The organism is Sphingopyxis sp. H050, assembly GCF_001468265.1.
Lineage (GTDB): Bacteria > Pseudomonadota > Alphaproteobacteria > Sphingomonadales > Sphingomonadaceae > Sphingopyxis.
The window spans coordinates 272,022-296,643 of the sequence record NZ_LNRZ01000006.1; the positions used below are offsets into that span (position 1 = coordinate 272,022).

Annotated in this window: 23 protein-coding genes; 12 read left to right on the forward strand and 11 right to left on the reverse strand. The window is 65.1% G+C overall.

Annotation, left to right across the window (positions count from 1 at the left end):
• Positions 1 to 91: 91 nt before the first annotated feature.
• The 9 genes from hemN to ccoN form a co-directional block, all read right to left on the reverse strand.
• On the reverse strand, positions 92 to 1,396 hold the full coding sequence (hemN, locus tag ATE67_RS14270) for an oxygen-independent coproporphyrinogen III oxidase (RefSeq protein ID WP_058817336.1): 1,305 nt from the start codon (positions 1,394 to 1,396) through the stop codon (positions 92 to 94).
• 282 nt (positions 1,397 to 1,678) lie between these two features.
• Positions 1,679 to 1,834, reverse strand: coding sequence for a cbb3-type cytochrome oxidase assembly protein CcoS (ccoS, locus tag ATE67_RS14275; protein WP_058817337.1), 156 nt, complete (start codon positions 1,832 to 1,834; stop codon positions 1,679 to 1,681).
• Entirely contained in the window at positions 1,831 to 3,945 is a 2,115-nt protein-coding gene (locus ATE67_RS14280; RefSeq protein WP_058817338.1) for a heavy metal translocating P-type ATPase, read from the reverse strand. The genes ccoS and ATE67_RS14280 overlap by 4 nt, the downstream gene beginning before the upstream one ends.
• Entirely contained in the window at positions 3,942 to 4,412 is a 471-nt protein-coding gene (locus ATE67_RS14285; RefSeq protein ID WP_058817339.1) for a FixH family protein, read from the reverse strand. The genes ATE67_RS14280 and ATE67_RS14285 overlap by 4 nt, the downstream gene beginning before the upstream one ends.
• Positions 4,409 to 5,866, reverse strand: a complete 1,458-nt coding sequence (ccoG, locus tag ATE67_RS14290; protein WP_058817340.1) for a cytochrome c oxidase accessory protein CcoG — start codon at positions 5,864 to 5,866, stop codon at positions 4,409 to 4,411. The genes ATE67_RS14285 and ccoG overlap by 4 nt, the downstream gene beginning before the upstream one ends.
• A complete protein-coding gene (gene ccoP, locus ATE67_RS14295; protein WP_058817341.1) occupies positions 5,853 to 6,779 on the reverse strand; it encodes a cytochrome-c oxidase, cbb3-type subunit III in 927 nt (308 codons plus the stop codon). Before ccoP ends, ccoG begins: the two co-directional genes overlap by 14 nt.
• Positions 6,772 to 6,930 carry a cbb3-type cytochrome c oxidase subunit 3 gene (locus ATE67_RS14300; protein WP_058817342.1) on the reverse strand — a complete coding sequence of 53 codons (159 nt, stop codon included), beginning with the start codon at positions 6,928 to 6,930 and terminating at the stop codon, positions 6,772 to 6,774. The genes ccoP and ATE67_RS14300 overlap by 8 nt, the downstream gene beginning before the upstream one ends.
• Positions 6,927 to 7,691: a cytochrome-c oxidase, cbb3-type subunit II gene (gene ccoO, locus ATE67_RS14305; RefSeq protein ID WP_058817343.1), complete on the reverse strand. Its 765-nt coding sequence runs from the start codon at positions 7,689 to 7,691 to the stop codon at positions 6,927 to 6,929. Before ccoO ends, ATE67_RS14300 begins: the two co-directional genes overlap by 4 nt.
• Positions 7,692 to 7,703: 12 nt before the next feature.
• Positions 7,704 to 9,362: a cytochrome-c oxidase, cbb3-type subunit I gene (gene ccoN / locus ATE67_RS14310; RefSeq protein WP_058817344.1), complete on the reverse strand. Its 1,659-nt coding sequence runs from the start codon at positions 9,360 to 9,362 to the stop codon at positions 7,704 to 7,706.
• 5 nt (positions 9,363 to 9,367) lie between these two features.
• Between ccoN and ATE67_RS14315 the strand changes: the two genes are divergently transcribed.
• The gene (locus tag ATE67_RS14315; protein WP_058817345.1) at positions 9,368 to 9,568 is read left to right on the forward strand and encodes an OmpW family outer membrane protein; all 201 of its coding nucleotides are present in this window, start codon (positions 9,368 to 9,370) and stop codon (positions 9,566 to 9,568) included.
• Between the two features lie 25 nt (positions 9,569 to 9,593).
• On the opposite strand, the gene ATE67_RS14320 is transcribed toward ATE67_RS14315, so the two are convergent.
• A complete protein-coding gene (locus ATE67_RS14320) occupies positions 9,594 to 10,283 on the reverse strand; it encodes a Crp/Fnr family transcriptional regulator (protein WP_058817346.1) in 690 nt (229 codons plus the stop codon).
• Between the two features lie 53 nt (positions 10,284 to 10,336).
• Positions 10,337 to 11,095, reverse strand: coding sequence for a universal stress protein (locus ATE67_RS14325; RefSeq protein ID WP_231728169.1), 759 nt, complete (start codon positions 11,093 to 11,095; stop codon positions 10,337 to 10,339).
• Positions 11,096 to 11,356: 261 nt separating this feature from the next.
• On the opposite strand from ATE67_RS14325, the gene ATE67_RS14330 reads away from it, so the two are divergent.
• From ATE67_RS14330 to ATE67_RS14380, 11 genes are all read left to right on the forward strand, one after another.
• Positions 11,357 to 12,004, forward strand: a complete 648-nt coding sequence (locus ATE67_RS14330; protein ID WP_058817348.1) for a YoaK family protein — start codon at positions 11,357 to 11,359, stop codon at positions 12,002 to 12,004.
• 126 nt (positions 12,005 to 12,130) lie between these two features.
• Positions 12,131 to 12,712 carry an ANTAR domain-containing response regulator gene (locus tag ATE67_RS14335; RefSeq protein WP_058817349.1) on the forward strand — a complete coding sequence of 194 codons (582 nt, stop codon included), beginning with the start codon at positions 12,131 to 12,133 and terminating at the stop codon, positions 12,710 to 12,712.
• The gene (locus ATE67_RS14340) at positions 12,709 to 13,920 is read left to right on the forward strand and encodes a CmpA/NrtA family ABC transporter substrate-binding protein (protein ID WP_058817350.1); all 1,212 of its coding nucleotides are present in this window, start codon (positions 12,709 to 12,711) and stop codon (positions 13,918 to 13,920) included. The genes ATE67_RS14335 and ATE67_RS14340 overlap by 4 nt, the downstream gene beginning before the upstream one ends.
• 250 nt (positions 13,921 to 14,170) lie before the next feature.
• Positions 14,171 to 15,403, forward strand: coding sequence for a nitrate/nitrite transporter (locus ATE67_RS14345; RefSeq protein ID WP_058817351.1), 1,233 nt, complete (start codon positions 14,171 to 14,173; stop codon positions 15,401 to 15,403).
• A gap of 2 nt (positions 15,404 to 15,405) precedes the next feature.
• Entirely contained in the window at positions 15,406 to 16,608 is a 1,203-nt protein-coding gene (locus ATE67_RS14350; RefSeq protein WP_058817352.1) for an alginate export family protein, read from the forward strand.
• Positions 16,608 to 19,085: a nitrite reductase large subunit NirB gene (nirB, locus tag ATE67_RS14355; protein ID WP_058817353.1), complete on the forward strand. Its 2,478-nt coding sequence runs from the start codon at positions 16,608 to 16,610 to the stop codon at positions 19,083 to 19,085. Before ATE67_RS14350 ends, nirB begins: the two co-directional genes overlap by 1 nt.
• The gene (gene nirD, locus ATE67_RS14360; RefSeq protein ID WP_058817354.1) at positions 19,082 to 19,423 is read left to right on the forward strand and encodes a nitrite reductase small subunit NirD; all 342 of its coding nucleotides are present in this window, start codon (positions 19,082 to 19,084) and stop codon (positions 19,421 to 19,423) included. Before nirB ends, nirD begins: the two co-directional genes overlap by 4 nt.
• The gene (locus ATE67_RS14365) at positions 19,423 to 22,020 is read left to right on the forward strand and encodes a nitrate reductase (protein WP_058817355.1); all 2,598 of its coding nucleotides are present in this window, start codon (positions 19,423 to 19,425) and stop codon (positions 22,018 to 22,020) included. The genes nirD and ATE67_RS14365 overlap by 1 nt, the downstream gene beginning before the upstream one ends.
• Positions 22,010 to 22,795 carry a uroporphyrinogen-III C-methyltransferase gene (cobA, locus tag ATE67_RS14370; protein WP_058817356.1) on the forward strand — a complete coding sequence of 262 codons (786 nt, stop codon included), beginning with the start codon at positions 22,010 to 22,012 and terminating at the stop codon, positions 22,793 to 22,795. Before ATE67_RS14365 ends, cobA begins: the two co-directional genes overlap by 11 nt.
• A complete protein-coding gene (locus ATE67_RS14375; protein WP_058817357.1) occupies positions 22,788 to 24,017 on the forward strand; it encodes a molybdopterin molybdotransferase MoeA in 1,230 nt (409 codons plus the stop codon). The genes cobA and ATE67_RS14375 overlap by 8 nt, the downstream gene beginning before the upstream one ends.
• The gene (locus ATE67_RS14380; protein WP_058817358.1) at positions 24,017 to 24,484 is read left to right on the forward strand and encodes a hypothetical protein; all 468 of its coding nucleotides are present in this window, start codon (positions 24,017 to 24,019) and stop codon (positions 24,482 to 24,484) included. The genes ATE67_RS14375 and ATE67_RS14380 overlap by 1 nt, the downstream gene beginning before the upstream one ends.
• Positions 24,485 to 24,622: the final 138 nt, after the last annotated feature.

Consider the following 24,622-nt stretch of genomic DNA (forward strand, 5'->3'; position numbering starts at 1 on the left):
GCACGTCCGGCGTTCAAATTATTCTCATTTTGGCTCCATCGGAACGGGAAAGCGGCAGGTGTTTGCTGCGTGCCTTCGTCCAGAGGCAAGCCTATGCAAGCATCAGATCTGATCTCGCTGCATCGAGACGCGACGCGACATGTCTCGCGTAGGGCAACCCATCGTCTTGCAAAACGATCTTGCCAGCGTCCCATGATATGATGCCGCGTTGCTCAAAGTCCGACATCGCGCGTCTCGTCTCGCTTAAATCTAAGGCACCAATCTCCGCGCGTCCCGCGCAGAGTATGTCGCGGATAATCCGCGCGCGAACCCGCTCCTGCGCGTCGAGGCTGACTCCTCGCACAGCAGCGAGCAGACCCCGCTGCACCATGTCGCGGTAATGTCCCGCTCGCTTTTCATTCTGCACGATCAGGTCGGGAAACTTGCTTATCGCGCTTGCCCCGAATCCGAGCACGACGGGCGCGCTGTCCTCGGTAAAGCCTTGGAAATTGCGGTTGACCCGCCCTTCCAGCGCGGCCAGCGCGAGACTGTCGTCGTGCTTCGCGAAATGATCGAAGCCGACCGGAATATAGCCAGCCTGAGTCAATCGCATGAAGCCTAGCTCGGCCTGCTCGAACCTAAGACGGGCGTTGGGCAAGTTGCTCGCGTCGATCCGCCGCTGCCGCGGTATCATGTCGGGAAGATGCGCATAGCCAAACAAAGCAATGCGACTTGGCGCGAGACGGATCGTGTCGGCGAGCGTGGCGTCAAGATCGTCCATGGTCTGCCCCGGCAAGCCGTACATCAGGTCAAAGTTGATCGCGCCAATATCGCGCAGCCGGAGTGCAGCGACCACACGTTCGATGTGCGAGAGGGGTTGCACGCGCCCTATCGCCTGTTGAACGTGGGGCGCGAACGTCTGGACGCCAAGACTGACACGCGTGACATTTGCAGCCGCGAGCACAAGGGCCCACTCAGCGGTGAATCCGCGGGGATCAAGTTCGACCGAAACCTCGGGGCGATGCGCATCGAAGACGGTCAGGATACGGTCGAGCAGGCGGACAAGTTCGATGGGAGCGATCGCGTTGGGGCTTCCGCCACCAAACGCGATGTGCTGGACCCGCCCGCGCCCGCCAAGCAGCTTCGCGACGAACGCGATTTCCGACTGCAAGGCGATCAAATAGTCAGCCAGTCGCTGCTTGCGACTTGTCGCCCCGGTATTGCAACCGCAATACCAGCATATCTGCTCGCAAAACGGTATATGGACATAGACTGAGATCGGTGTGGCCGACTCCACACCATCGAGCGCGTGCGCATAGTCATCAGCGCCGATGGCGTCGGTAAACTCCATGGCGGTGGGATAGCTGGTGTAGCGAGGCACCGGTTTGGCGAGGAGATCGGGATGATAGGACCACATGACACTCTCCTACGCCCTCACCTCGGCGGCTATCATTGACCAGGATCAACAATTGTCAGCAGCAGCCCTTTCTGCTGCCGCTTGCTTTACTCCGTCGATCCGTGATCGCGTGGCACGCTTTCGCGCAATCTCGGCGCTGATGAGGATCGGCAGGATCTCCCGGGACGAGGACATGATGCGCACCGCCGCCGCAGGAGGGGATCATCAATATTCGCGCTTCGACCCCGTTGGGCGGCTGCATGAACGCGGCAGCGCTGACCGCGAGAAGGAATTTAGGCGCTGTCATGACTCGCGACCCTCTTCGTCTTCGACGAAGATACGCAGCGCCGCACCGTCGAGATCGTCAAACTGCCCCTTCTTGAGCGACCAGAAAAAGGCCGCTAGACCGAGCAATCCGAGCCCGAGCGCAATCGGGATGAGGAAAATCAGCCCGTTCATTGGATTGCCCATTTCAGGCGCAGCGCATTCCCAACCACGATCAGCGAGGATCCTGACATCGCGATCGCCGCTACAAGCGGCGTGACAAAGCCCAGGAACGCGAGCGGCACGGCTATCATGTTATAGCCGATGGCGAGTGCGAAATTCTGGCGCACGATAGCCTGCGCGCGCCGGGCCATACGCACCGTTTGCGCGACCGGCATTAATCGGTCGCCAAGGAAGATGCAGTCCGCGGCGTTCTTCCCGACGTCACTTGCCGACCCGGGCGCCATCGACGCATGACCGGCCGCGAGCGCCGGTCCGTCGTTGAGACCATCGCCGATCATCAGCACCTTGTGGCCCAGCGCGACTTGCCGATCGATCGCGGCAAGCTTGTCCTGCGGGCTCATCCCCGTCTGCGCCGTCAGCCCAAGTTCGCGCGCCACCGGCGCAACCGCGCCGGCGCGATCGCCCGACAGGATCATCGATTCGATGCCCTGCCGGCCAAGCGCATCGACGGCCTCGGCGGCATCGGGGCGCAGCCGGTCGGCAAAGCGGATCGTCGCGACGGTGCGGCCGTCGACCGACAGTTCGGTCGCCAGTGCATCGCCCAGAACCGCGTCCTGCGGCCGGCCGAGCGTTACGACGCGCCCCGCCCAGTGCGCTTCGATACCAAAGCCGGGTGTCTCGCGGATCGACTTCACCTCGGCGGGCCGAACATCATATGCCTGCAATCCCCGCGTCAGCGCCTCGCTGAGCGGATGGCGGCTCGCCTGCGACAGCGAGAGGATCAGGGACTTCACCCCGATATCGAGCCGTTCGAGACCAATGGCTTCAGGGCGTCCGAGCGTCAGCGTACCCGTCTTGTCGACGAGCGCGCGGTCGACCTCGGCGAGCCGTTCGAGCGCCGATCCGTCCTTGATCAGCACGCCCGCGCGCATCAGTTCGCCCGCCGCGACGATCTGTGCCGCGGGAACCGCCAAACCAAGCGCGCAGGGGCAGGTGATGATTAACACCGCGGCGGCGATCAGCAGGCTGTGATGCCACCCCGCCCCCGCGATCATCCATCCCGCGAACGCTATCAGCGCGAGGCAATGAACCGCGGGCGCATAAAGTCGCGCCGCACGGTCGGCGATGCGGACATAGCGCGACTTTCCCTGCGCCGCTTCGCCCATCAGCCGAGCGATGTCGGCGATGGCGGTGTCGGCGCCCGCTGCGGTCACGCACACCCGGATCGGCGCGTCGAGGTTCAACGTGCCGGCATGCACCCGGTCATCGGGACGGACCGGTTGCGGTGCGCTCTCGCCCGTCAGCAGCGACAGATCGAGCTGGCTGGCCCCGCCGATGACCACCCCGTCGGCGGACAGCCGCTCGCCCGCCGCGACCAGCATCACCATGTCGGGCTCCAGCGCGGTCGCGTCGACCCAGCGGCTGCGGCCATCGTTACCGAGCACCATTGCACCGGTCCCCATGTTGCGCAGCAATGCCGTCACGCCGCCGCGTGCGCGATCGCGCATCACGCTGTCGAGCCAGCGGCCGCAGAGCAGGAAGAAAAGCAGCATCGCCGCGCCGTCGAAATAGGCATGCGGGCCGCTGGTAGCGGTCTCGTACATGCTGATCGCGCAGACGAGCGCAACGCCGATGCTGATCGGCACGTCCATGTTCGTCCGGCCGTGGCGGAGCGCGCGCCACGCCGAGCGGAAAAAGGGCCGCCCGGCATAAACCACCGTCGGGAGCGCGATCGCCGCCGACAGCCAGTGGAACAGGTCGCGCGTCGCCCCCGCCGCCCCCGACCAGACCGACACCGACAACAGCATGATGTTCATCATCGCGAAGCCCGATACCGCAACCGCGCGCAGCAGTTCGCGGCTCGTTTCCGCTTCGGCATCGGCTTCCTCGGGGCCGCTCCCGATCGGATGCGCCTCGAACCCCAGATTCGAAAAGGCACCGATCAGGTCGGGCATGTCGGTGTCGGCTGTGCAGGACAGATGCACGCGCTTTTCGGTGAAATTGACGCGCGCGGCGGCGATGCGCCTGTCGCGCACCAGCCCCTGCTCCAGCTTGGCGATGCAGCCTGCGCAGCGGATATCGGGCACCGCGAAGTCCCGTTCGACGAGGGCGGTGGCGGTCATTGCAGATCCTCGCGATAGCGCGCTTCGGCGGCGCCATGCCGGACGATAAGGTCGAGCCGCCAGCGCCCTATCGCCAGCGGCTCGAGCGAGCGCAGCACGCCGCCCGCCGCCGGCTCGAAACGCAGCGCAGCGGGCGCGGTGCGCCCAAGGGGGTGATTGACGGTCGCGGCGGCCTGAACGCCATCGAGCAGAGTCCCATCCTTGCGGATCGCCAGAAGGACATGACGCCCCGCATCGAGCGTGATGCGCGCATCCCATCCTAGCCGGTCCTGCGCGTCGGCGCGTTTCAGCCATTCGTTATAATGCTGGCTCGCGACATAGCTGTTCTCGACCACCTTGCCGCCAAAGGTCGACATGGCAAAGCGCGCCATGGTGAAATTGACCGTCATCACCACCGCGAAAAAGGTGACGAGAATTGCGGTCATGTGCCAGCCGGTGAACTTTTTGAGCTTGTGTGTGTCGGTCATTGTCCTGCCTCCGGCCGGTCGAACTGGATGATGTCGCTGTCGCCGCGCGGATCACCGTCGAGCCCGCGCGTGCTGATCGTGAAGTCCTGCCGCGCAGGACCGGCGCCGGGCGCCGCGATGAAGAGTTTGACGCCCGTGACACTATCGGCGGGCAGCGCCAGCTCGATACGCTGCCCGGCCTTTTCACGCGAACCGGCGTTGGTCCACAGCACCGCATCGGCGAGGCCGCTTACACTCACCGCGACCCGGCGCGGGCGCGTTTCCATATTGCGCAGCTTCAGCGTGTAATTGTTGCGGATATGGCCGTCGGAAAGCTGGACATAGAGCGGGCTGCGCTCATGCTGGACGGCAAGGTCGAGCCGCGTGCGCTGGCCGAGCGAAAAGAGCATCGCCGTACCGATCGCGATCCAAACACCGAAATAGATCAGAGTACGCGGACGCAGCAGCGTCTTGCGGATCGGCCGTCCCGTACCGCCCGCCTTTTCGGTCGCCGCGTCGTCGAGCGTACAATAGTCGATCAGCCCGCGCGGCCGTCCGACCTGCGCCATCACCCCATCGCACGCGTCGATGCACAGCGCGCAGGTTATACAGCCGATCTGCGGCCCCTGGCGAATGTCGATGCCCGTGGGGCATACGGCGACGCACTGATTGCAATCGATGCAGTCGCCGAAGGCGCTGGGATGCGCTTGTCCCTTCTTGACGCTGCCGCGCGGTTCGCCCCGCCAGTCCTTGTAGGTGACCAGAAGCGATTTTTCGTCCATCATCGCGGTCTGGATGCGCGGCCACGGGCACATATAGACGCACACCTGTTCGCGCAGGAAACCGCCGAGGATGAAGGTCGTCGCGGTCAGCATGGCGACGGTGCCATAGGCGACGAGTGCTGCCTGCCCGGTCCAGAAGTCCAGCGTGAGCGTCGGCGCATCGGCAAAATACATGATCCACGCGCCGCCGGTCCAGAAGGCGATAGCCAGATAGATGCCATATTTGACCACCCGCTTCGCCAGCTTTTCGGCCGTCCACGGGCCGTTCGCCAGCCGGACCTGCGCGTTGCGGTCGCCGTCGACCATCCGGTCGACATGCTGGAACAGGTCAGTCCACACCGTCTGCGGACAGGCATAACCGCACCAGGCGCGCCCGACCGCACTGGTGACAAGGAACAGCCCGATCCCCGCCATGATGAGCAGGCCCGCGACATAGTAGAATTCATGCGGCCAGATCTCGATCTGGAACATGTAGAAACGCCGGTTCGCAAGGTCGACGAGCACCGCCTGGTCGGGCGCGTAAGGACCACGATCCCAGCGGATCCACGGCGTGCCGTAATAGATCGCCAGGGTCACTGCCATGATCGCCCATTTGAAGCGGCGGAAGGGACCGTTCACCGCTTTCGGGTAAACGCCCTTCCGCGCTTCATAGAGCGGCGCCGGCTGGCCGGAGAGATCTTCAGGGCTGGCCATCGGCTCCCGCCCCTTCGGCGACGGGCGCCAGCCCCTTCTCGCCCCCGCCCAGCGAATAGACATAGGCCGACAGCATCTTGATCGTGACCGGATCGAGCCGGCCGCCCCAGCGCGGCATCACGCCGTTGCGCGGCTGCGTGATCGTCGCGGTCAGGCTGTCGCGATCGCCGCCGTACAGCCAGATCGCATCGGTCAGTTTCGGCGCGCCGACCTGCCGCCCGCCTTCACCGCCCGCGCCGTGACACACCGCGCAATTGTCCGCGAACAGCGCCGCGCCGCGCGCCGACGACGCGCTGGCCTTTTCCTGCCGGCTGATCGTCCGCACGAAGCTGACGACGTCGCCGATCTGCGCCGCGTCGAGAATGCCGTCGCGGCCGAAAGCGGGCATCAGGCTGGTGCGTGTCGCCTTGTGGTCGGGATTCCGGATGCCGTGCGTGACCGTATATTCGATCGTGGCCAGATCGCCGCCCCACAGCCAGTCGTCGTCGGTCAGGCTGGGGTAAAGGTTCTTCACCCCCGCGCCGCCCGCACCATGGCACTGGACGCAATGCACGCGGAACGCCGCGCCGCCGCCCTGCACCGCCGCCTGCATCAGTTCGGGCTTCGCCGGCAGATCGGTAATCGCGGTTGCCGCGATGGCATTGACCGTCGGCGCGCGGCGCTTCGCGTCGGCCGCCATTTCCTTTGCAAGGTCGCCGCGGCTCGACCAGCCGAGCACGCCCTTGGTCGCGCTGTCGACCATCGGCCACGCCGGATAGAGGACGACATACGCCAGCCCCCAGACGATCGTTGCGTAAAGGGTCCAGAGCCACCAGCGCGGCATCGGCGTATCGAGTTCCTCGATCCCGTCCCACTCATGGCCAACCGTGCTCGTGCCGGTCGCTTCGTCGATGCGCTGTTTCAGGTCAGCCATGCTCGTCGTCCTTGAAGATCATGTTCGCAGCCTCGTCGTTGCGGGCGCGCGCGCTCGGCCGGAACGGCCAGGCGATAAGTGTGAGGAACAGCAACGCCATCGCGAGCAGCCCCCAGCTATCGGCGAAATGGCGAAGCTCGTCGTAGCTCATCGCGCCGCCTCCGTTTCGCCGGCGCGTCCCTGCGGCGCAGCCCTGTCGACATCGACGAGGGTGCCGAGCATCTGCAAATAGGCAATGAGGGCATCCATTTCGGTCACGCGTGACGGGTCGCCGTCAAAGTCGCGAACCTGCGCCTTCGGATAGCGTTTTTGAAGGTCGCCTGCCCCCGCGTCGGGATTGGCCTGTGCCTGGATATCGTCGTTGGCCTTGGCGATATCGGCCTTCGTATAGGGTACGCCGACCCGGTAGAGCGCGGCCAGGTCGTTGGACATGTCGCCGGTTTCCAGATCCTTCTCGGCAAGGAAGGCATAGGGCGGCATGATCGATTCTGGCACGACGCTACGCGGATCGGCGAGGTGCGCACGGTGCCACTCGTCGGAGTAGCGGCCACCGACCCGCGCCAGATCGGGCCCGGTGCGCTTCGATCCCCACTGGAACGGGTGATCATACATGCTCTCGGCGGCGAGGCTGTAATGGCCGTAGCGTTCGACCTCGTCGCGGAACGGACGGATCATCTGGCTGTGGCAGGTGTAGCAGCCCTCGCGCATATAGATGTTGCGCCCGGCGAGCTCGAGCGGGGTGTAGGGCCGCATGCCCTCGACCTTCTCTACTGTGTTGTCGATCCAGAAGAGCGGCGCGATCTCGACGATGCCGCCGATCGTGACGGTGAGCAGCGCAAGCGCGCCGAGCAACGTCACATTGCGCTCGATCTTCTTGTGGCTGAAGCCCTTTTTGGCGGGTCTGGTGGCCATGGTCCGGGCTCCTTACTCGGCGGGGACGGGCGCGAGCGGACGATCCGCCGCGGCATTGTAGGGCGTTTCGGTCATCGGCTTTTCGGTGCGGACCCTGCCGCCGAGCGTCGCCCAGACGTTGAAGACCATGATCAGGAAGCCGGCGAGATACATCGCCCCGCCCGCGGCGCGGATCAGGTACATCGGGTGCATCGCCGATACGCTCTCGGCAAAGCTGTAGACGAGGTAGCCGTCAGCGCCATATTCGCGCCACATCAGCCCCTGCATGATGCCCGCGACCCACATCGACGCGGCGTAGAAAACGATCCCCACCGTCGCGAGCCAGAAGTGCCAGTTGACCATGCGCAGGCTGTAGAGGCGCGGACGGCCCCACAGGCGCGGCACGAGGTAATAGACGCATGCAAAGGTGATCATGCCATTCCAGCCGAGAGCGCCGCTGTGGACGTGCCCGATAGTCCAGTCGGTATAGTGCGACATGGAATTGACCCATTTGATCGACATCATCGGGCCTTCGAAGGTGCTCATGCCGTAGAAGGCGAGCGCCATCACCATCATGCGGATGATCGGGTCGGTGCGGATCTTGTCCCACGCGCCGTTGAGCGTCATCAACCCGTTGATCATGCCGCCCCAGCTCGGCATCCACAGGATCACCGAAAAAACCATGCCCAGCGTCTGCGCCCAGTCGGGCAGCGCGGTGTAATGAAGGTGGTGCGGCCCCGCCCAGATGTAGAGGAAGATCAGCGACCAGAAGTGGATGATCGACAGGCGATAGGAATAGACCGGCCGCTCGGCCTGCTTCGGCACGAAATAATACATCATCGCGAGGAAGCCCGCGGTTAGGAAGAAGCCGACCGCATTATGCCCGTACCACCATTGCGTCAGCGCATCCTGGACGCCGGCGAAGGCGGCATAGCTCTTCGACCCGAAGAGGCTCGCAGGCATCGACAGATTGTTGACGAGATGCAGCATCGCGATGGTGATAATGAAGCTGAGGTAGAACCAGTTCGCGACATAGATATGCGGCTCGCGGCGCTTCACGATCGTGCCGAGGAAGACGATGAGATAGGCGACCCAGACAATCGTCAGCCAGAGATCGACATACCATTCGGGTTCGGCATATTCCTTCGCCTCCGTGACCCCCATCAGGTAGCCGGTCGCGGCGAGCACGATGAAGAGCTGGTATCCCCAGAAGACGAAGCGCGCGAGCGTAGGAAAAGCGAGCCGCGCGCGGCAGGTGCGCTGCACGACATAATAGCTTGTCGCGATCAGCGCATTGCCGCCGAAGGCGAAGATCACCGCCGAGGTATGCAGCGGGCGCAGGCGCCCGAAGGTCGTATATTCGAACCCTAGATTGAGCGCCGGAAAGGCGAGCTGCAGCGCGATGAACAGCCCCGCCGCCATACCCGCGAGGCCCCAGAAAAGCGTCGCGATGACGCCCCAGCGGATCGGATCGTCGTCATAGACGCCCTCGTCCGCCGGCATCTTCAAGAGGCCCCGCGCGATCGCTTCATAATCGGCGCGCGACACGGTCGCCCAGAGCATCAGCAGGCAGGCGAACGCGACAATGATCATGTGAACGGCAAAGGGCGCATCTACCGCCATCGCAGCCATCACCAGCGCAAGGAACGCCAGCCCGAGCCAGCCTCCCGCCTTTGCTACCAGAGTATCCATAACGCTTGGGCGACAAGCTCGGGGTCGCGCTGCAGGCGGGCATCGACATTCCGGTGAACGACAAGGGCCTGGCCTTCTCGCTCGACGCGAAGCGCTACTTCCTGCGTCCGACCGCAACCTGGTATGCCGGCGCGACGCCCGTCCTGAAAACCCGGCACACGCTCGATCCGTGGGTGATCAGTGCCGGGGTCGCCTTCCGCTTCTGACGATCTCTCCAACTGGCGCCGAGGGTCAGCCCGCGATTTCCTCCATCGCCGCGCGGTCGTTGATGACGATCTCGCGGCGCGAAGGAAGGTCGAGCAGGCCGTCGGCGCGCATTTTGGTGAGCTGGCGGCTGGTCGTCTCGATCGTCAGCCCGAGAATATCGGCGATCTGTTGACGTCCAAAGGGCAGTTCGAAGCCGTCGCGCGCACCCGATTCGCATCCCTGCCCCAGGAGCCGCTCGGACATCTCGAGCAGGAAGGACGCGACCTTCTCCGACGCCGACTTGCGTCCCAGCAGCATCATCCAGTGCCGTGCCCGGTCGAGTTCATCGAGCGTACGGCGCAGCAATTTCTGCTGGAGATCGGGGTGCGAACTCGCAAACTCGTCGAAATTTGTGCGGTTGAAGATGCAGACTTCGGCATCGGTCATCGCGGTGACGCTATAGGGGCTTTCCTTGCCGAAAGGGCGGCCGATGAAGTCGGACGGAAAGACAACGCCGACGATCTGCTCGCGACCGTCGGCTGCCGAAACGACGAGTTTGAGCACGCCTTCGAGGACGTTCGCAACGACGGGAGCGCCGTCGCCTTCCCAAAGCAGCGTGTGACCGGCTTTAATCTTTTGCCTGCGGCCCATCTTGCCCAGCGCGGCAAGCTCCGCGGAGGTCAGGCTTGCGCAAATCGCACGATTTCGAACAATGCAGCTGGCACAATCGGTCACCGGCCCGCCGTACAGTAACCCGGCCCGATTGAAAAGCGTGGCGGATCGAAACCCTAGTGAGCGAGCAATAAGGGAGCACGCGCGACTTCGAGCAGGTAACGCGTCACGCCGCCGAACAGGGTCTCGCGCAGGCGTGCGCGGCCATAGGCGCCCATGACGATCAGTCCCGGCTCAATTTCGGCCGCGATGCGTTCGAGCACCTCTTCCGCCGTATCGACACCCTTGCTCTCGCGCCGCCATTCTCCATGCACTCCGTGCCGCGACATATATAGGAGCGCGTCCTCCGCCGCGATGCGCCCATCGTCTTCTCCGACGCTCACGAGAATCACCTGCCTCGCGTCGCCCATCAGCGGCACCCCCGCGCGCAGCGCGCTAGCGGCCTGCGGACTGCCGTTCCAGGCCACCATGACCGGTGCGTCGAGATCGATCGGCGGTGCATCGACAGGCATCGCCAGCACCGGGATGGGAACGGTCAGCGCGAGATCGGCCGCTATGGTCGGCGTCCGCAGGCCATGGCGATCGCCGGCCCCAAGCGACACGATCGCTAAATCGGCCAGCGTGGCGCCGAGCGTCATCGCCGACAAGGCATCACCGTCGGCGATCGCAACATCCCACGGGACATCCTCGCGCTCCAGTTCGGCGCTCAAACGCCGCTCCAGGTCGGCATCGGCCAGTTGTGCCTGAGCCAGCTGTTCCTTCGCCAGATACATGCCGCCGAACGGATCGGCAGCAATGAACTGCTGATAGGGGGAGCTGATCAGAAAGCTGAGGTGCGAGCGAAAGCGGCGACCGATTGACAGCGCGCTCTCCATCCGCGTCGGCATACCGGTATCATTGTCCGCCTGGACCAGAATATTCCGCATAATCTCATCTCCTATCTGAGCATGAGATTCATCGAAATGCAGGACCCGTCATTGATCCGCATCAAATCGGCAAATGCCGCCGACCCTAGGAGACCATCAGCTTCTAGTCCGACACTGTACGAAGCAGAATTTGCCCACCAGGCGTGATGGTGGCTCGCCTCGAACAATAGCATGAGACATCGCCGTTACGCCGATGCTATCGGAGAGTGCATGATCCGATATGACACCAGCTTTCAAAGACTGGCATTCTGCCTCGCGGGACTCGCGGGCTTTGTTGATGCCATCGGCTTCCTCGGGTCTGGCGGCCTCTTCGTCTCGTTCATGAGCGGCAACTCGACCAGAATGGCGATAGGTATAATGGAAGCAAAGGCTCTTGCCTTGGCGGCTGCGGCGCTGATCGGCCTCTTCGTGGCAGGCGTCTTCCTCAACATCATCGTGTCGGCAAAGATAACCGTCGCGCATCGCAAAGTCGTCGCAATGTCGGGCGTCGCCGCGCTTCTCTTCGGGGCTGCTTGCTGCAAATGGGCGGGCTCCGATGTCACCGCCACAGGTTTTCTGTGCGTTGCAATGGGCGCTTCCAACACAATTTTCCGCCGCGACGGCGATGTGAGTATCGGCGTCACATATATGACCGGCACCCTTGTCAAACTCGGACATAGGCTTGCTGATGCCGCACTGGGTGGTAGCCGGACGGCTTGGATTCCCTATCTGCTACTTTGGCTTGCCCTTATATTTGGCGGGATTCTCGGTGCTGCCAGCTATTCTTGGTCTCAAGACGCGAGTATCGGGTTCGCAACTGGCTTCGCTCTCATTCTCATTCCAGTAACGCAAAGGATCACTGCCACCTCGAAGTCGTAACCTGGCCGGTTGGAGACTGTCCGCTGTTGGTAGCCTATTTCGCTAAGCGGACACTTGACGCGCGGATTATGTCGCCACCGACAAAGTCTCTGGCAGATTTGTGCGCTGCAGCGTAAAGGCGCGACCATGAGGATCGCGATCATCGACACTAGCGCAGGGCGTGCGGCCGTCATATCCGACGGGTTGCGCGACGCTGGCCTCGACGACCTCGTACTGGTGGACACTTCCAAACCACTTGTTGCGCAGATCGAAGCGGCTGCCCCCGAAGTTGTTCTTGTCAACCTCGAGAACCCGAGCCGCGACCTGCTCGAGGATTTCTTCGCCATGTCGCGCGCCCTCGCCCGCCCGATTGCGATGTTCGTCGATCAGAGCGATGCCGAGGCGACCGGCGCGGCGATCGATGCCGGCGTATCAGCGTATGTTGTCGACGGCTTGTCGAAACATCGGATCAAGCCGGTTGTCGATCTTGCCATCCGGCGCTTCCAGGCCTTTTCACGGCTGCAGCGCGAACTCGACGACGCCAAGAACGCGCTCGCCGAACGCGCGGTCGTCGACAAAGCGAAGGCGATCCTGATGAAGCGCCGTCAGATCGACGAGCCAGAGGCCTACGCCCTGCTCCGCGGACAAGCGATGCGCACCAACCGTCGTATCTCGGAGATTGCCGAGGCGATCGTTACCAGCGAAGCGCTGATGGGAGACATGGAATGACCGGCGAGCGCTTCCGTATCGGCTTCCTGCCGCTCGTCGACGCGGCGCTTCCGGTTCTCGCCAACGAACTCGGCTTCGCCGCCGCCGAGGGCGTCGCCATCGACCTTGTCCGCGACATGACCTGGGCGACGGTGCGCGACCGGTTGCTCTACGGCCATACCGACGCCGCCCACATGATCGCACCGCTTGCTATCGCGACGACGCTGGGGAAAGACCGCCCCGCCGTGCCGCTCGCGGTGCCGTTCGTTCTGGGTCTCAACGGCAATGCCGTCACCTTCTCGGCCAGGCTGGCGAAAGAGACAGGTCTGGCCGATACGCTGGGTGATCCGATCCGGATCGGCGCGGCGCTGAAGAAAGTGGCGGACGCACGGGTCGCGGCGGGCAAAGCTTTGCGTTTTGGCGTCGTGCATCGCTATTCGAGCCACAACTATATGCTGCGCTATTGGCTTGCCGGCGTCGGCATCCGTCCCGATCAGGATATCGAAATCGTCGTAACCAGCCCGCCCTTCGCCGCCGACGCTCTTGCAGCGGGCGAAGTCGATGGCATCTGCGTCGGCGAACCGTGGAACTCGATCGCGGTCGATCGCGGGGTCGGTCATATTGCATTGGCGACGGCGCAGATCTGGCGCCGCGGCGTCGAGAAGGTGCTCGCGATGCGCGAGACGGTGCTCGACGAACGCCGCGACGCGATCGAAGCGCTGGTGCGCGCGCTGCATGCGGCAGCCGCGCATTTCGTCGAACCCGGCGCGGCCGAGGAAAGCGCCGACATCTTGGCGCGGCCCGAATATCTCGACGCGCCGCGCGACGCCGTGCTGCGCGCGATCACCGACCGCATCCGGCTCGTCCCCGGCGGCGAGCCGATCCACTATCCCGACTTCATGTTCCAGTACCGCGAAGCCGCCAACTTCCCTTGGCGCAGCCAGGCCGCGTGGCTCTATTCGCAGATGGTCCGCTGGGACTATATGGCGTTCGACGACGCCGAAGCCGCGGCGGCCGGCAACGTGTTCCGTCCGGACGTCTACCGCGCCGCGCTCGCGGGCTCGGGCGCGCCACTGCCCGGCGCCAGCTCGAAGCTCGAAGGCGGCCTCGACGAACCGATCGGCGCGGGCTCGACGCAGGGTCGGTTGACGCTCGGCAGCGACCGCTTTTTCGACGGTCGCGCCTTCGATCCCGACGATATCGAGACCTATCTCACTGAACTTCCCTAACTTTCCATTTTATGCTGCACCTGCGAAATAACCGCTTGCAGCAAACCCGCGAATCAGGCAGCTTTAACGCACTCGGCAGGGTTGCCGGGGCAGGATAAGGCGGCGCCGGTTCCAACGAGGGGATCGAACCGCGAGGCGGACGGGGAGCCATTCCCCGCAATCCCAACAGGCAATGAAGCCGTCAGGATGCGCCCGCATGGCCGCCGTCCTGGCGGCTTTTTTATTGCCCGTCACACGAAGGGGACGGACGATGACGACTGCAACCACGGGAGCCGCGGCTTCCAAATCGAGCTTCTGGGCGAGCGGGCACTGGCCGACGCTGATCGCCGCCTTTCTCTATTTCGATCTCGCCTTCATGGTATGGGTCATCCTTGGCCCGCTGGCGCCGTCGATTTCCGACGACCTTGGACTTACCCCCGCGCAGAAAGGACTCATGGTTGCGGTCCCGACGCTCGCCGGCGCGGTGCTGCGCGTCGTCAACGGGCTGCTCGTCGACCGGATCGGACCGAAACGCTCTGGCGCGATCAGCCAGGCCATCGTCATCGCCGGGCTGTTCGCGGCCTGGTTCTTCGGTGTCCACAGTTTCGCGGGCACGCTCGCACTCGGCGTGATCCTCGGCTTTGCCGGTGCGAGCTTCGCAATCGCGCTCCCCCTTGCGAGCCGCTGGTACCCGCCCGAGCATCAGGGCAAGGCGATGGGCCTCGCGGGCATGGGCAATTCGGGCACGGTACTCGCCGCGCTGTTCGCCCCCGGCCTCGCCAAGTTGTTCGGCTGGAACGCCGTGCTCGGCCTCGCCTGCATCCCGCTGACGATCGTCTTCTTCATCTACCTCGCGATGGCGAAAGATGCGCCGAACGCGCCCGCGCCGAAGAAGCTGGTCGACTATTTCCAGCCGCTCAAGACCGCCGATGCCTGGTGGCTGATGGCCTTCTACTCGGTGACCTTCGGCGGCTTTGTCGGCCTCGCCGCCTCGCTGCCGGTCTATTTCACCGACCAGTTCCATCTGACCCCGGTCGTCGCGGGCTATTGCACCGCGGCCTGTGTCTTCGCTGGGTCGCTGGTGCGGCCAATGGGCGGCGCACTCGCGGACAGGATCGGCGGCGTCAAGGCGCTGATGGCGGTGTTCGTCGTCGCGGCCCTTGCCCTCGCGGGCGTACCGCAAGCCGATACGCTGCCAGCCGCGCTTGGCCTCTTCGTGATCGCGATGCTCGCGCTCGGCACCGGCAACGGCTCCGTGTTCCAGCTCGTCCCGCAGCGTTTCTCTGCCGAAATCGGCGTGATGACCGGCCTTGTCGGCATGGCGGGCGGCGTCGGCGGCTTCTACCTCGCCTCCTCGCTCGGCTTTGCGAAACAGTGGAGCGGCAGCTTCGGCCCCGGCTTCTATATCTTCGCCGGGCTCGCGGTCGTCGCGCTGGTCGGACTGCTCTTCGTCAAGGGCCATTGGCGCGCGACTTGGGGCGCAGCCGAAGGCGTGCGGATCTAACCATGACCCGCACCCTTGTGATCTTGCTGGCGCTCGCGCCGGCCGGGGTGGCGCACGCCCAGACCGTCACCCTCAAGCCGCTCGGCGAAGTCCGGCTTCGCTATGAACAGGTCGATCAGGACGGCCTCGCCGCCGATGCCGACGCCCTGACCCTGCGTCTCCGCGCCGGGGTCGAGGCGAAGGCCGGCCGCTGGTCGGCGCTCGTCGAAGGCCAGGGCACGCTTGCGGTTGTCGGCGATTATTTCGACGGCCTACACGGCGCCGCGACGCGGCCGCTGGTGGCCGATCCCGAGAATATCGCCCTCGCCCGCGCTCAGCTCCGCTACGCCTCGCCGACCTTTGCGCTCATCGCGGGGCGCCAAAGGATTGCACTCGACGACGAGCGCTTCGTCGGCGCGGTGCCCTTCCGCCAGAACGGGCAAAGCTTCGACGCGGTGCGCGCCGAGATCACTCCCGCCAAGGGGGTCAAGGCCGACCTCACCTATGCGTGGAGCGTGCGCACCATCTGGGGCATCGACGGCTCAGGCTCTCGGCAACAGGCGGTGTCGGGCGACAATGTCTTCGCCAACCTCAGCGTGGCAACACCGGTCGGCAAGATCGCGGCCTTCGCTTATCTCGTCGATCAGGACGAGGCCGCGATGCAGGGCTTCCGTATGTCGAGCCAGACCTACGGCGCCCGGCTCGACGGCAGCCAGCCACTCGGCAAGGCGAAGATCGCGTATCAGCTGAGCTATGCGCGCCAGTCCGACTGGCACCGCAACCCTAACAATTACGCCGCCGACTATTGGCTGGCCGATGTCGCGGTCGATCTTGGCGGCCCCCGGGTCGGCGCCGGGTACGAGATACTCGGCGCCGACAACGGGGTTGCGCTGACGAGCTTCCAGACCCCGCTCGCCACCGGGTTCAAATTCCAGGGCTGGGCGGACAAATTTCTCGTCACCCCGTCCGATGGCGTCCGCGACCTCTATGCGAGCGCTGGCTGGGGCTGGAAGGCGGTGGGGCCGCTCAAGGCCGTCACGCTGCAGGCGGTGTATCACGACTATCGCAGCGACCGCGCCTCGCGATCCTATGGCGACGAGATCGACCTGCTCGCGAGCGCCAAGCTCGGCAAATGCACGGCCTCGGCGCGCTACGCGAACTACGACGCCGACGGCTTCGTCGCCGACACCCATAAATTCTGGCTGCAACTGGACTGGACGCTCTGATGGAACATCGCCCCCTCAAGGCCGAAACCGACATGCGCGAGCATCTGGTCGTGATCGGCAACGGCATGGCCGGATGCCGCGCGGTCGAGGAACTGCTCGCGCGCGATCCCACCCGCTACCGCGTGACGATCTTCGGTGCCGAGCCGCGCGTCAACTACAACCGCATCATGCTCTCCCCCGTCCTCGCGGGCGAGAAATGTTTCGAGGATATCGTGATCAACGATGCGGGCTGGTATGCCGACAATGGCATCGCGCTGATCGCAGGCGATCCGGTGGTCGCGATCGATCGCGAGACGAAGACGGTCACGACGCGCGGCGGGGTCAGCGAAAGTTATGACAAGCTGCTGATCGCCACCGGCTCCGATCCCTTCATCATCCCCGTCCCCGGCAAGGACCTGCCCGGCGTCATCGCCTTTCGCGACATGGACGATGTCGACACGATGCTCGCCGCGGCCGATGCCGGCGGCGATGCGGTGGTGATCGGTGGCGGGCTGCTCGGGCTCGAGGCCGCGCACGGGCTGACGCTGCGCGGCATGAAGGTTACCGTCATCCACCTGATGCCGACGCTGATGGAGCGCCAGCTCGACGAAGCCGCCGGCTGGCTGCTCAAGAACGCCCTCGAAGCGCGCGGCCAGACGATCCTGACCGGCGCCGACACCGCCGAGATTATCGGCGAAGGCAAGGTCGAGGGGGTAAAGCTCAAGGACGGGACGCTTATCCCGGCCAGCCTTGTCGTCATGGCGGTTGGCATCCGCCCCTCGGTCGCCCTCGCCCGCGACGCGGGCCTCGCGGTCGGGCGCGGCATTCAGGTCGACGACCATATGGTCACCAGCGACCCCGCCGTCCTCGCGGTCGGCGAATGCGTCGAGCATGACGGGCAGGTTTACGGCCTCGTCGCGCCGCTGTGGGATATGTGCCGCAGCCTTGCTGATGGCCTTGTCGAGAAACCCACCGGCTATCGCGGCTCGGTGACCTCGACCAAGCTCAAGGTATCGGGCATCGACGTTTTTTCCGCGGGCGACTTCTCGGGCGGCGACGGCTGCGAGGATATCGTCCTCCGCGATGCCAGCCGCGGCGTGTACAAGCGCGTGATCGTCAAGGACGACCGCATCGTCGGCGCCGTGCTTTACGGCGACACCGCCGACGGCGGCTGGTATTTCGACCTGCTCAAGAAGCAGGAGGATGTATCCGAGCTTCGCGATCTGCTCATCTTCGGCCACGCCTTCGCCGCGGGAGGCGGCGCCGCGGACCCTAAGACGGCCGTTGCGGCGCTTTCCGACGATGCGGAAATCTGCGGCTGCAACGGCGTCACCAAGGGCCAGGTCGTCTCTTGCATCGCCAAGGGCGCGCACAGCCTCGACGCGGTGCGCGGCACCTGCAAGGCCTCTGCAAGCTGCGGCAGCTGCACCGGCCTCGTCGAGAACCTGCTCGCTCTCACCCTCGGCGACGATGTCCAGAGCGGCCCCAAGACGATGTGCAAATGCACCAGCTTCGGCCACGACGACGTCCGCCGCGAGATCGTCGCGCAGGGCATGCGCTCGATCCCCGAGGTGATGCAGAAGCTCCACTGGACCACGCCCGACGGCTGTTCCTCGTGCCGCCCCGCGCTAAACTACTATCTGCTCTGCGCGCTGCCGGGTGAGTATGTCGACGACCAGCAGAGCCGCTTCGTCAACGAGCGCCTCCACGCCAACATCCAGAAGGACGGCACCTATTCGGTCGTCCCGCGCATGTGGGGCGGGCTGACCAACCCGACCGAGCTGCGCGCGATCGCCGATGTGGTCGAGAAATACAACGCCCCGATGGTCAAGGTCACGGGCGGCCAGCGACTCGACATCTTCGGGATCAAGAAGGAGGATCTGCCCGCGGTCTGGGCCGATCTCAACGCCGCCGGCATGGTGTCGGGCCACGCCTACGGCAAGGCGCTGCGCACGGTGAAGACTTGCGTCGGGTCCGAATGGTGCCGCTTCGGCACGCAGGATTCGACCGGGCTCGGGGTCAAGCTCGAACGGATGAGCTGGGGCAGCTGGATGCCGCACAAGTTCAAAATTGCCGTCTCCGGATGCCCACGCAACTGCGCCGAAGCGACGATCAAGGACTTCGGCGTCGTCTGCGTCGACAGCGGCTACGAGCTCCATGTCGGGGGCAATGGCGGCATTCACGTCCGCGCCACCGACCTGCTCTGCAAGGTCGCGAACGAGCAGGAGGCCATGGATTATTGCGCCGCCTTCATTCAGCTCTACCGCGAGGAAGCACGCTATCTCGAACGCACTGCGCCGTGGATCGAGCGCGTTGGGGTCGACTATGTGAAGGCGCGCATCATCGATGACGAAGCGGGTCGCGAGGCGCTCCGCGCGCGCTTCCTCTATTCGCAAAGCTTCAGCCAGGACGATCCCTGGGCGCAGCGCGCCGAAGGCGCCGAGGCCGAACATCACGCACCGATGGCCCGCTTCATCCCGCAGGGAGAATTCGCATGACCACCGCTGAATGGCTCGACATCGGCTGGGTCGACCAGATTCCCGTGCGCGGCAGCCGCACCGTCCAGGTCGAAGGCGGCGACGACATCGCCGTGTTCCGCACCGCCGAGGGCAAGGTTTTCGCGTTGCTCGATCGCTGCCCGCACAAGCATGGGCGCCTCAGCCAGGGCATCGTCCATGGCGGCGCGGTCGCCTGCCCGCTGCACAACTGGCGGATCAGCCTGGCGACCGGCGAGGCATTGGGCGAGGACAAGGGCTGCACCCCGACCGTGCCGGTCAAGATCGACGGCGGCCGCGTCCTCATCTGCCGCGCGAGCACGCTGAAGGCGGCGGCCTGATGGCGGATGCGGTCCGCACGACCTGCGCCTATTGCGGAGTGGGCTGCGGCATCCGCGCCACAGTGACGGGCGCCCGGAGCGTCGAGATCGCAGGCGACCCCGATCACCCTGCAAACCGCGGCCGCCTTTGCTCGAAGGGCACGCATCTGGGCGAGACCGTTGGCCTCGAAGGTCGTCTGCTCCACCCGATGATCGGCAGCAAGCGCGCAAGCTGGGACAAGGCGCTCGACCTCGTCGCAAAACGCTTCAAGGAGACGATCGCGCGCCATGGTCCGGGCAGCGTCGCCTTTTATGTCTCGGGGCAGCTCCTCACCGAAGATTATTATGTCGCGAACAAGCTGATGAAAGGCTTCATCGGCACCGCGAACATCGACACCAATTCGCGTCTCTGCATGTCGAGCGCGGTCGCGGGCCACACGCGAGCCTTTGGCGAGGATATCGTCCCCGCCACCTATGACGATCTCGACGCCGCCGACCTCTTCGTCCTCGTCGGATCGAACACCGCCTGGTGCCATCCGATCGTCTATCAGCGCATTCGCGCGCGTTGCGAGGCGGGCGCCAAGCTCGTCGTCATCGACCCGCGCCGAACGGAGACCGCCGAGGAAGCCGACCTGCACTTGGCCATCCGGCCGGGAAGCGACGTCGCGCTGATGAACGGCCTGCTTCAGCATTGCCGCGAGACCGGCGTTGTCGACGAGGACTATCTCGCCGCGCATGTCGCGGTTCCGCAGGATTTCTGGGACCAGCTTGGAGAGGGGAATGACCTGTGGTCGGTGGCGCGCATTTGCGATGTCCCCGCCGCCGACCTCAGGCATTTCTATGAGATGTTCGCCGCGAACCCGCGCACCGTCACGCTGTTCAGCCAAGGGATCAACCAGTCGGCCGCCGGCACCGATCAGGTCAACGCGATCACCAACCTGCACCTCGCGACCGGCCGCCTCGGCAAGCCCGGCGCAGCGCCCTTCTCGATCACCGGTCAGCCCAATGCGATGGGCGGACGCGAGGTCGGCGGGCTCGCCTCGACGCTTGCCGCGCACATGGATTTCGCGCCGGAGAACCGCGCCCGCGTCCAGCGCTTCTGGGCCGCGCCGACGATGGCCGAAAAGGCCGGACTGAAGGCCGTCGACATGTTCCGCGCGATCGGCGAAGGGCGGATCAAGGCGCTATGGGTGATGGCAACCAACCCTGCCGTGTCGATGCCCGACGGCAATGCGGTACGCGAAGCGCTCAAAACATGCCCCTTCGTCGTCGTCAGCGACGTGATCGAAAAGACCGATACCGGCGCCTTCGCGCATATCCGCCTGCCCGCCGCGGCCTGGGGTGAAAAGGACGGAACAGTCACCAACAGCGACCGTATGATCAGCCGCCAGCGTGCGCTCTTCGCGCTCCCCGGCGAAGCGATGCCCGACTGGTGGATCGTCAAGGAAGTCGGTCGGCGGATGGGATGGAAGAACGCCTTCACCTACGACCGCGCCGCCGACATCTGGCGCGAGCATTGCCGCCTCTCGACCTACGACAATGGCGGCGCGCGCCTCTTCGCGCTGCCGGGCGCAGCGCGGGGCGGCACCGCCGCCTATGATGCGATGCAGCCGTTCCGCTGGGGCGGCGACCACCCCTTCGCCAATGGCCGCTTCTCCACCGAAGATGGCCGCGCGCGTCTCGTCCCCGTCGCGCAAAAACTGGTACCCGAACCGCTCGCCAAATGGCCACTGACCCTCAACACCGGCCGGTACCGCGACCAATGGCACACGATGACGCGCACCGGCCTCGCGCCCAAGCTCGCGCGCCACCGCGAGGAACCGCTGGTCGAGGTTCACCCCGACGACGGCGCGCGCCTCGGCCTCAGTGACGGCGGCCTTGCCCGCGTCGAAACCCCGCAGGGCGACAGCATCTACCGCGTCGCCTTCCACGCTGGCCAGCGCGCCGGAGAGCTGTTCGTCCCGATCCACTGGACCGATCGCACGTCGAGCGGCGGCCGCACCGGGCTGCTCCCGCGCCCACTCGTAGACCCCGTATCGGGTCAGCCGGGGTTCAAACGCACGCCGGCGTCGATCGCCTCCATCGCGCCCAAATGGCGAGGCTTCCTGCTCCTCGCCCGCGAACTCGCCAGCACGCCGCGGTGCCTCTGGGCTACGCGCGTTGCGGTGCCGTCCGGCGTGATGTGGGAACTCGCGGGCAATGGCGATCTCAAGGCAATTGAAGCGCTGCTTCCCAAGGGGGAGCGGATTGAGGCGCAAGATGCTGCGCGCGGCACCAAGCGCATTGCCATCGTTGCGAACGGACGGCTGTCGGGCGCCCTGTTCGTCACCGAGACCGGCGAGCTGCCTCCCCGCGACTGGCTGATCGCGCAGCTTTCGGCCCCGCAGACTGCGCCAACGCTGCTCGCCGGGCGGGCGCCGGGAGTCCAGGCCGATCGCGGTCCGGTCATCTGCGTCTGCTTCGACATCGGCCTGAAGACAATCGTCGCGGCGATCCGCGACCGGAAGCTCGCCGATGTGGCCGCTATCGGCGGTGCGCTCGGCGCCGGAACCAATTGCGGATCGTGCCGTCCCGCGCTCGCGCGCATTCTGACCGAGGAGACCAGCAATGCAGCCTGACGATTTCGAGCCCGGTACCGTCTGGCTTGTTGGCGCCGGCCCCGGCGATCCCGAGTTGCTCACAATGAGAGCGGTGCGCCTGATCGAACGCGCCGACATCGTCTTTTACGACGCGCTCGTCGGCGACGGCGTACTCGCACTGATCCCGGCCGGGACCAAGACGGTCAGCGTCGGCAAACGGTCGGGTCGCCATTCGAAAGACCAGCGCACGATCGACGCGATGTTGGTCGAGGCAGCCGCCGCCGGCAAGCGCGTCGTGCGGCTGAAAGGCGGCGACCCCTCAATCTTCGGCCGATCAGCCGAGGAGCTCGCTGCCCTACGCGAAGCCGGGCATATTGCTCGCATCTGCCCGGGCATCACCACTGCGTGCGCCGCTGCGGCGTCCGCCGGCATCTCTCTCACGCTCCGCGGCGTCGCCCGCGATGTCCGGTTCGTCACTGCACATAGCAAGCGTGGCGCAGCGCTCGATATCGACTGGCACTCGCTCGCCAACGGCGGGTCAACCCTTGCCTTCTACATGGGGCGCGACGCCGCAGGCGAGATCATGCGCGGGCTTATACGCGCGGGTATGGACGGTGACATCCCGGTCATGATCGCCTGCGACGTCAGCGGCCCGGACGAGCGCCGACTGGCAACGCGGCTCGACCTGCTCGATCTCGCGACCCGGTCGTTCGCAACAGACGCACCGACACTGATCCTCGTTGGCGAGGCTGTCGACCAAGGTGCCCCCGCACTCATGATTTCGGAAGCGCACGCGAGACAGATGCATGGGTAAACATGCAACCATCCCGGCATCGGGCGCCTGCGCCGCTTCGATCGAATTCGACCGCGCGCTGGCGATCCTGGCAGCGCACGCCCGTCCCCTCAGCAAGGAAAACGTCCCCTTGCGCGACGCGGGCGGGCGCTATCTCGCTGCACCGGTGCTTGCCCGGATCGATGCCCCGCGGCGCGACTGCGCTGCCATGGACGGCTACGCGGTCCGCGATGCCGACCTGAAGAACGGCACCATAGTCTTGCGATCGAGGGGCACGAGCTACGCGGGCGGCGCCGAGCCGGGCGCAATTTCGGCGGGAGAAACCTGGCGTGTGATGACAGGCGGCCCCCTGCCCCATGGCAGCGACCGCGTTGTAATGATCGAGCATTGCCGGCATCGCGGCGATCTCGTGGTGCTGGACGCTCCGCCGCTCGGCAAACCGCACGTCCGGAAGGCCGGCTCCGATTTTGCCGCGAATGATGAGCTTCTTGCTGCGGGCACAAGGCTGACGCCGGGACGGCTCGTCGTGGCGGCTGCCGCCGACCATTCGGAGGTCGAAGTATGGGGCCGTCCGCGTATCCTGCTGGTCGCGACCGGCGACGAAATCCTCGCTCCGGGATGCGCATCGCAGATGCCGAGCGCGATCCCGGACAGTCTCAGCATCGCGATCGAGCGAATGTGCGTCATGGCAGGTGCGGACGTCGTCGCAAACCTTCGGCTTCCCGACGATGAGAAGGCAATTGCCGAAGCGCGGCAAGAGACCTCCGCCGACGTGGTCGTCGTCATCGGCGGCGCCTCGCGCGGTGATCGCGATTTCGGGCGGTCGGCATTTGCATCGCTCGGGCTCGATATCGCCTTTGCCGATGTCGCCATCAAGCCCGGCAAGCCGGTCTGGTACGGCCGGTTGGGGCCAGCACATGTTCTCGGGCTACCGGGGAACCCGACCGCGGCGCTTACAGTTGCGCGACTTTTCCTGGCGCCACTGATCGCAGGTCTCTCCGGCGGCGCCATATCCGACGAGCTGCCTTGGCAGCTCAGGCAGGCGACTAAGCCGATCCCTGCCAATGGACCGCGTGAGGCGTTTCTTTGCGCAACACTCTCGTGCGAGGGCGCCGCCATTTGCGATCGCCAAAACGCGTCGGGACAGGCCATGCTCGGTCTCACCGATTGCCTCGTGCGCCGCCCCGCTAATGCGCCCCCAGCAGATGTGGGCGATCTCCTACCGGTGTTGCCGCTGTGCTGATGGGCCTACTGCTCGAGCGATTTCGCACCCGGGAAGCCCCGGATCGATCGGCGAGGCTAGCGAAAGCTGCCAGCCTCAAAGCGACGCTCTCAGCGATCGGACAAAAGATCGAAAGCGGCGGTGGAAAGACACTGTCTACGGTGGAGAGCAAGATCTGGAACACCGCAGCGGTGATCTCCTACATAGCGCCTGCGTCCGGAGATCATGCACCCGCAAATGCCAAGGTTCTCAGCTGGGCCGCCGCCCGCGCCGGTTTCGAGGATATGGGCCTTCCGGACGCGGCGACATTCGTGACATCCTTGGTCACCGAACTCGCCTTTCGGACCGAAATCGATCCTCGCGACCGTCGGGGCGAGAGCGAATCTCTAGTCAGGCTTGCCACGTTGAAACAGGAATTTTCAGCCATCGAGGAGCAACATGACCTCTGGGAATTGCTACGAAAGTTGATCGAGCGAACCGCGCTCTAGCGTTGCGCTTTCGGCTAAAAAAATGCGCCCGCCGAATGAATCCGGCGGGCGCAAGATGAAGATTTCGTCCCCTTTCGAGGAAGAGCTCTTCTGGGTCGCGTGGCGCAATTAGCGCGACGTCCCGATTCTCGATTGTAT

Bases quoted from the DNA above. Each gene is read 5' to 3' on its own strand.
- hemN (WP_058817336.1), bottom strand. From the start codon at position 1,396: ATGTGGTCCTATCATCCCGATCTCCTCGCCAAACCGGTGCCTCGCTAC.
- ccoS (WP_058817337.1), bottom strand. From the start codon at position 1,834: ATGAACGGGCTGATTTTCCTCATCCCGATTGCGCTCGGGCTCGGATTG.
- ATE67_RS14280 (WP_058817338.1), bottom strand. From the start codon at position 3,945: ATGACCGCCACCGCCCTCGTCGAACGGGACTTCGCGGTGCCCGATATC.
- ATE67_RS14285 (WP_058817339.1), bottom strand. From the start codon at position 4,412: ATGACCGACACACACAAGCTCAAAAAGTTCACCGGCTGGCACATGACC.
- ccoG (WP_058817340.1), bottom strand. From the start codon at position 5,866: ATGGCCAGCCCTGAAGATCTCTCCGGCCAGCCGGCGCCGCTCTATGAA.
- ccoP (WP_058817341.1), bottom strand. From the start codon at position 6,779: ATGGCTGACCTGAAACAGCGCATCGACGAAGCGACCGGCACGAGCACG.
- ATE67_RS14300 (WP_058817342.1), bottom strand. From the start codon at position 6,930: ATGAGCTACGACGAGCTTCGCCATTTCGCCGATAGCTGGGGGCTGCTC.
- ccoO (WP_058817343.1), bottom strand. From the start codon at position 7,691: ATGGCCACCAGACCCGCCAAAAAGGGCTTCAGCCACAAGAAGATCGAG.
- ccoN (WP_058817344.1), bottom strand. From the start codon at position 9,362: ATGGATACTCTGGTAGCAAAGGCGGGAGGCTGGCTCGGGCTGGCGTTC.
- ATE67_RS14325 (WP_231728169.1), bottom strand. From the start codon at position 11,095: ATGGAGAGCGCGCTGTCAATCGGTCGCCGCTTTCGCTCGCACCTCAGC.
- ATE67_RS14330 (WP_058817348.1), top strand. From the start codon at position 11,357: ATGATCCGATATGACACCAGCTTTCAAAGACTGGCATTCTGCCTCGCG.
- ATE67_RS14335 (WP_058817349.1), top strand. From the start codon at position 12,131: ATGAGGATCGCGATCATCGACACTAGCGCAGGGCGTGCGGCCGTCATA.
- ATE67_RS14340 (WP_058817350.1), top strand. From the start codon at position 12,709: ATGACCGGCGAGCGCTTCCGTATCGGCTTCCTGCCGCTCGTCGACGCG.
- ATE67_RS14345 (WP_058817351.1), top strand. From the start codon at position 14,171: ATGACGACTGCAACCACGGGAGCCGCGGCTTCCAAATCGAGCTTCTGG.
- ATE67_RS14350 (WP_058817352.1), top strand. From the start codon at position 15,406: ATGACCCGCACCCTTGTGATCTTGCTGGCGCTCGCGCCGGCCGGGGTG.
- nirB (WP_058817353.1), top strand. From the start codon at position 16,608: ATGGAACATCGCCCCCTCAAGGCCGAAACCGACATGCGCGAGCATCTG.
- nirD (WP_058817354.1), top strand. From the start codon at position 19,082: ATGACCACCGCTGAATGGCTCGACATCGGCTGGGTCGACCAGATTCCC.
- ATE67_RS14365 (WP_058817355.1), top strand. From the start codon at position 19,423: ATGGCGGATGCGGTCCGCACGACCTGCGCCTATTGCGGAGTGGGCTGC.
- cobA (WP_058817356.1), top strand. From the start codon at position 22,010: ATGCAGCCTGACGATTTCGAGCCCGGTACCGTCTGGCTTGTTGGCGCC.
- ATE67_RS14375 (WP_058817357.1), top strand. From the start codon at position 22,788: ATGGGTAAACATGCAACCATCCCGGCATCGGGCGCCTGCGCCGCTTCG.
- ATE67_RS14380 (WP_058817358.1), top strand. From the start codon at position 24,017: ATGGGCCTACTGCTCGAGCGATTTCGCACCCGGGAAGCCCCGGATCGA.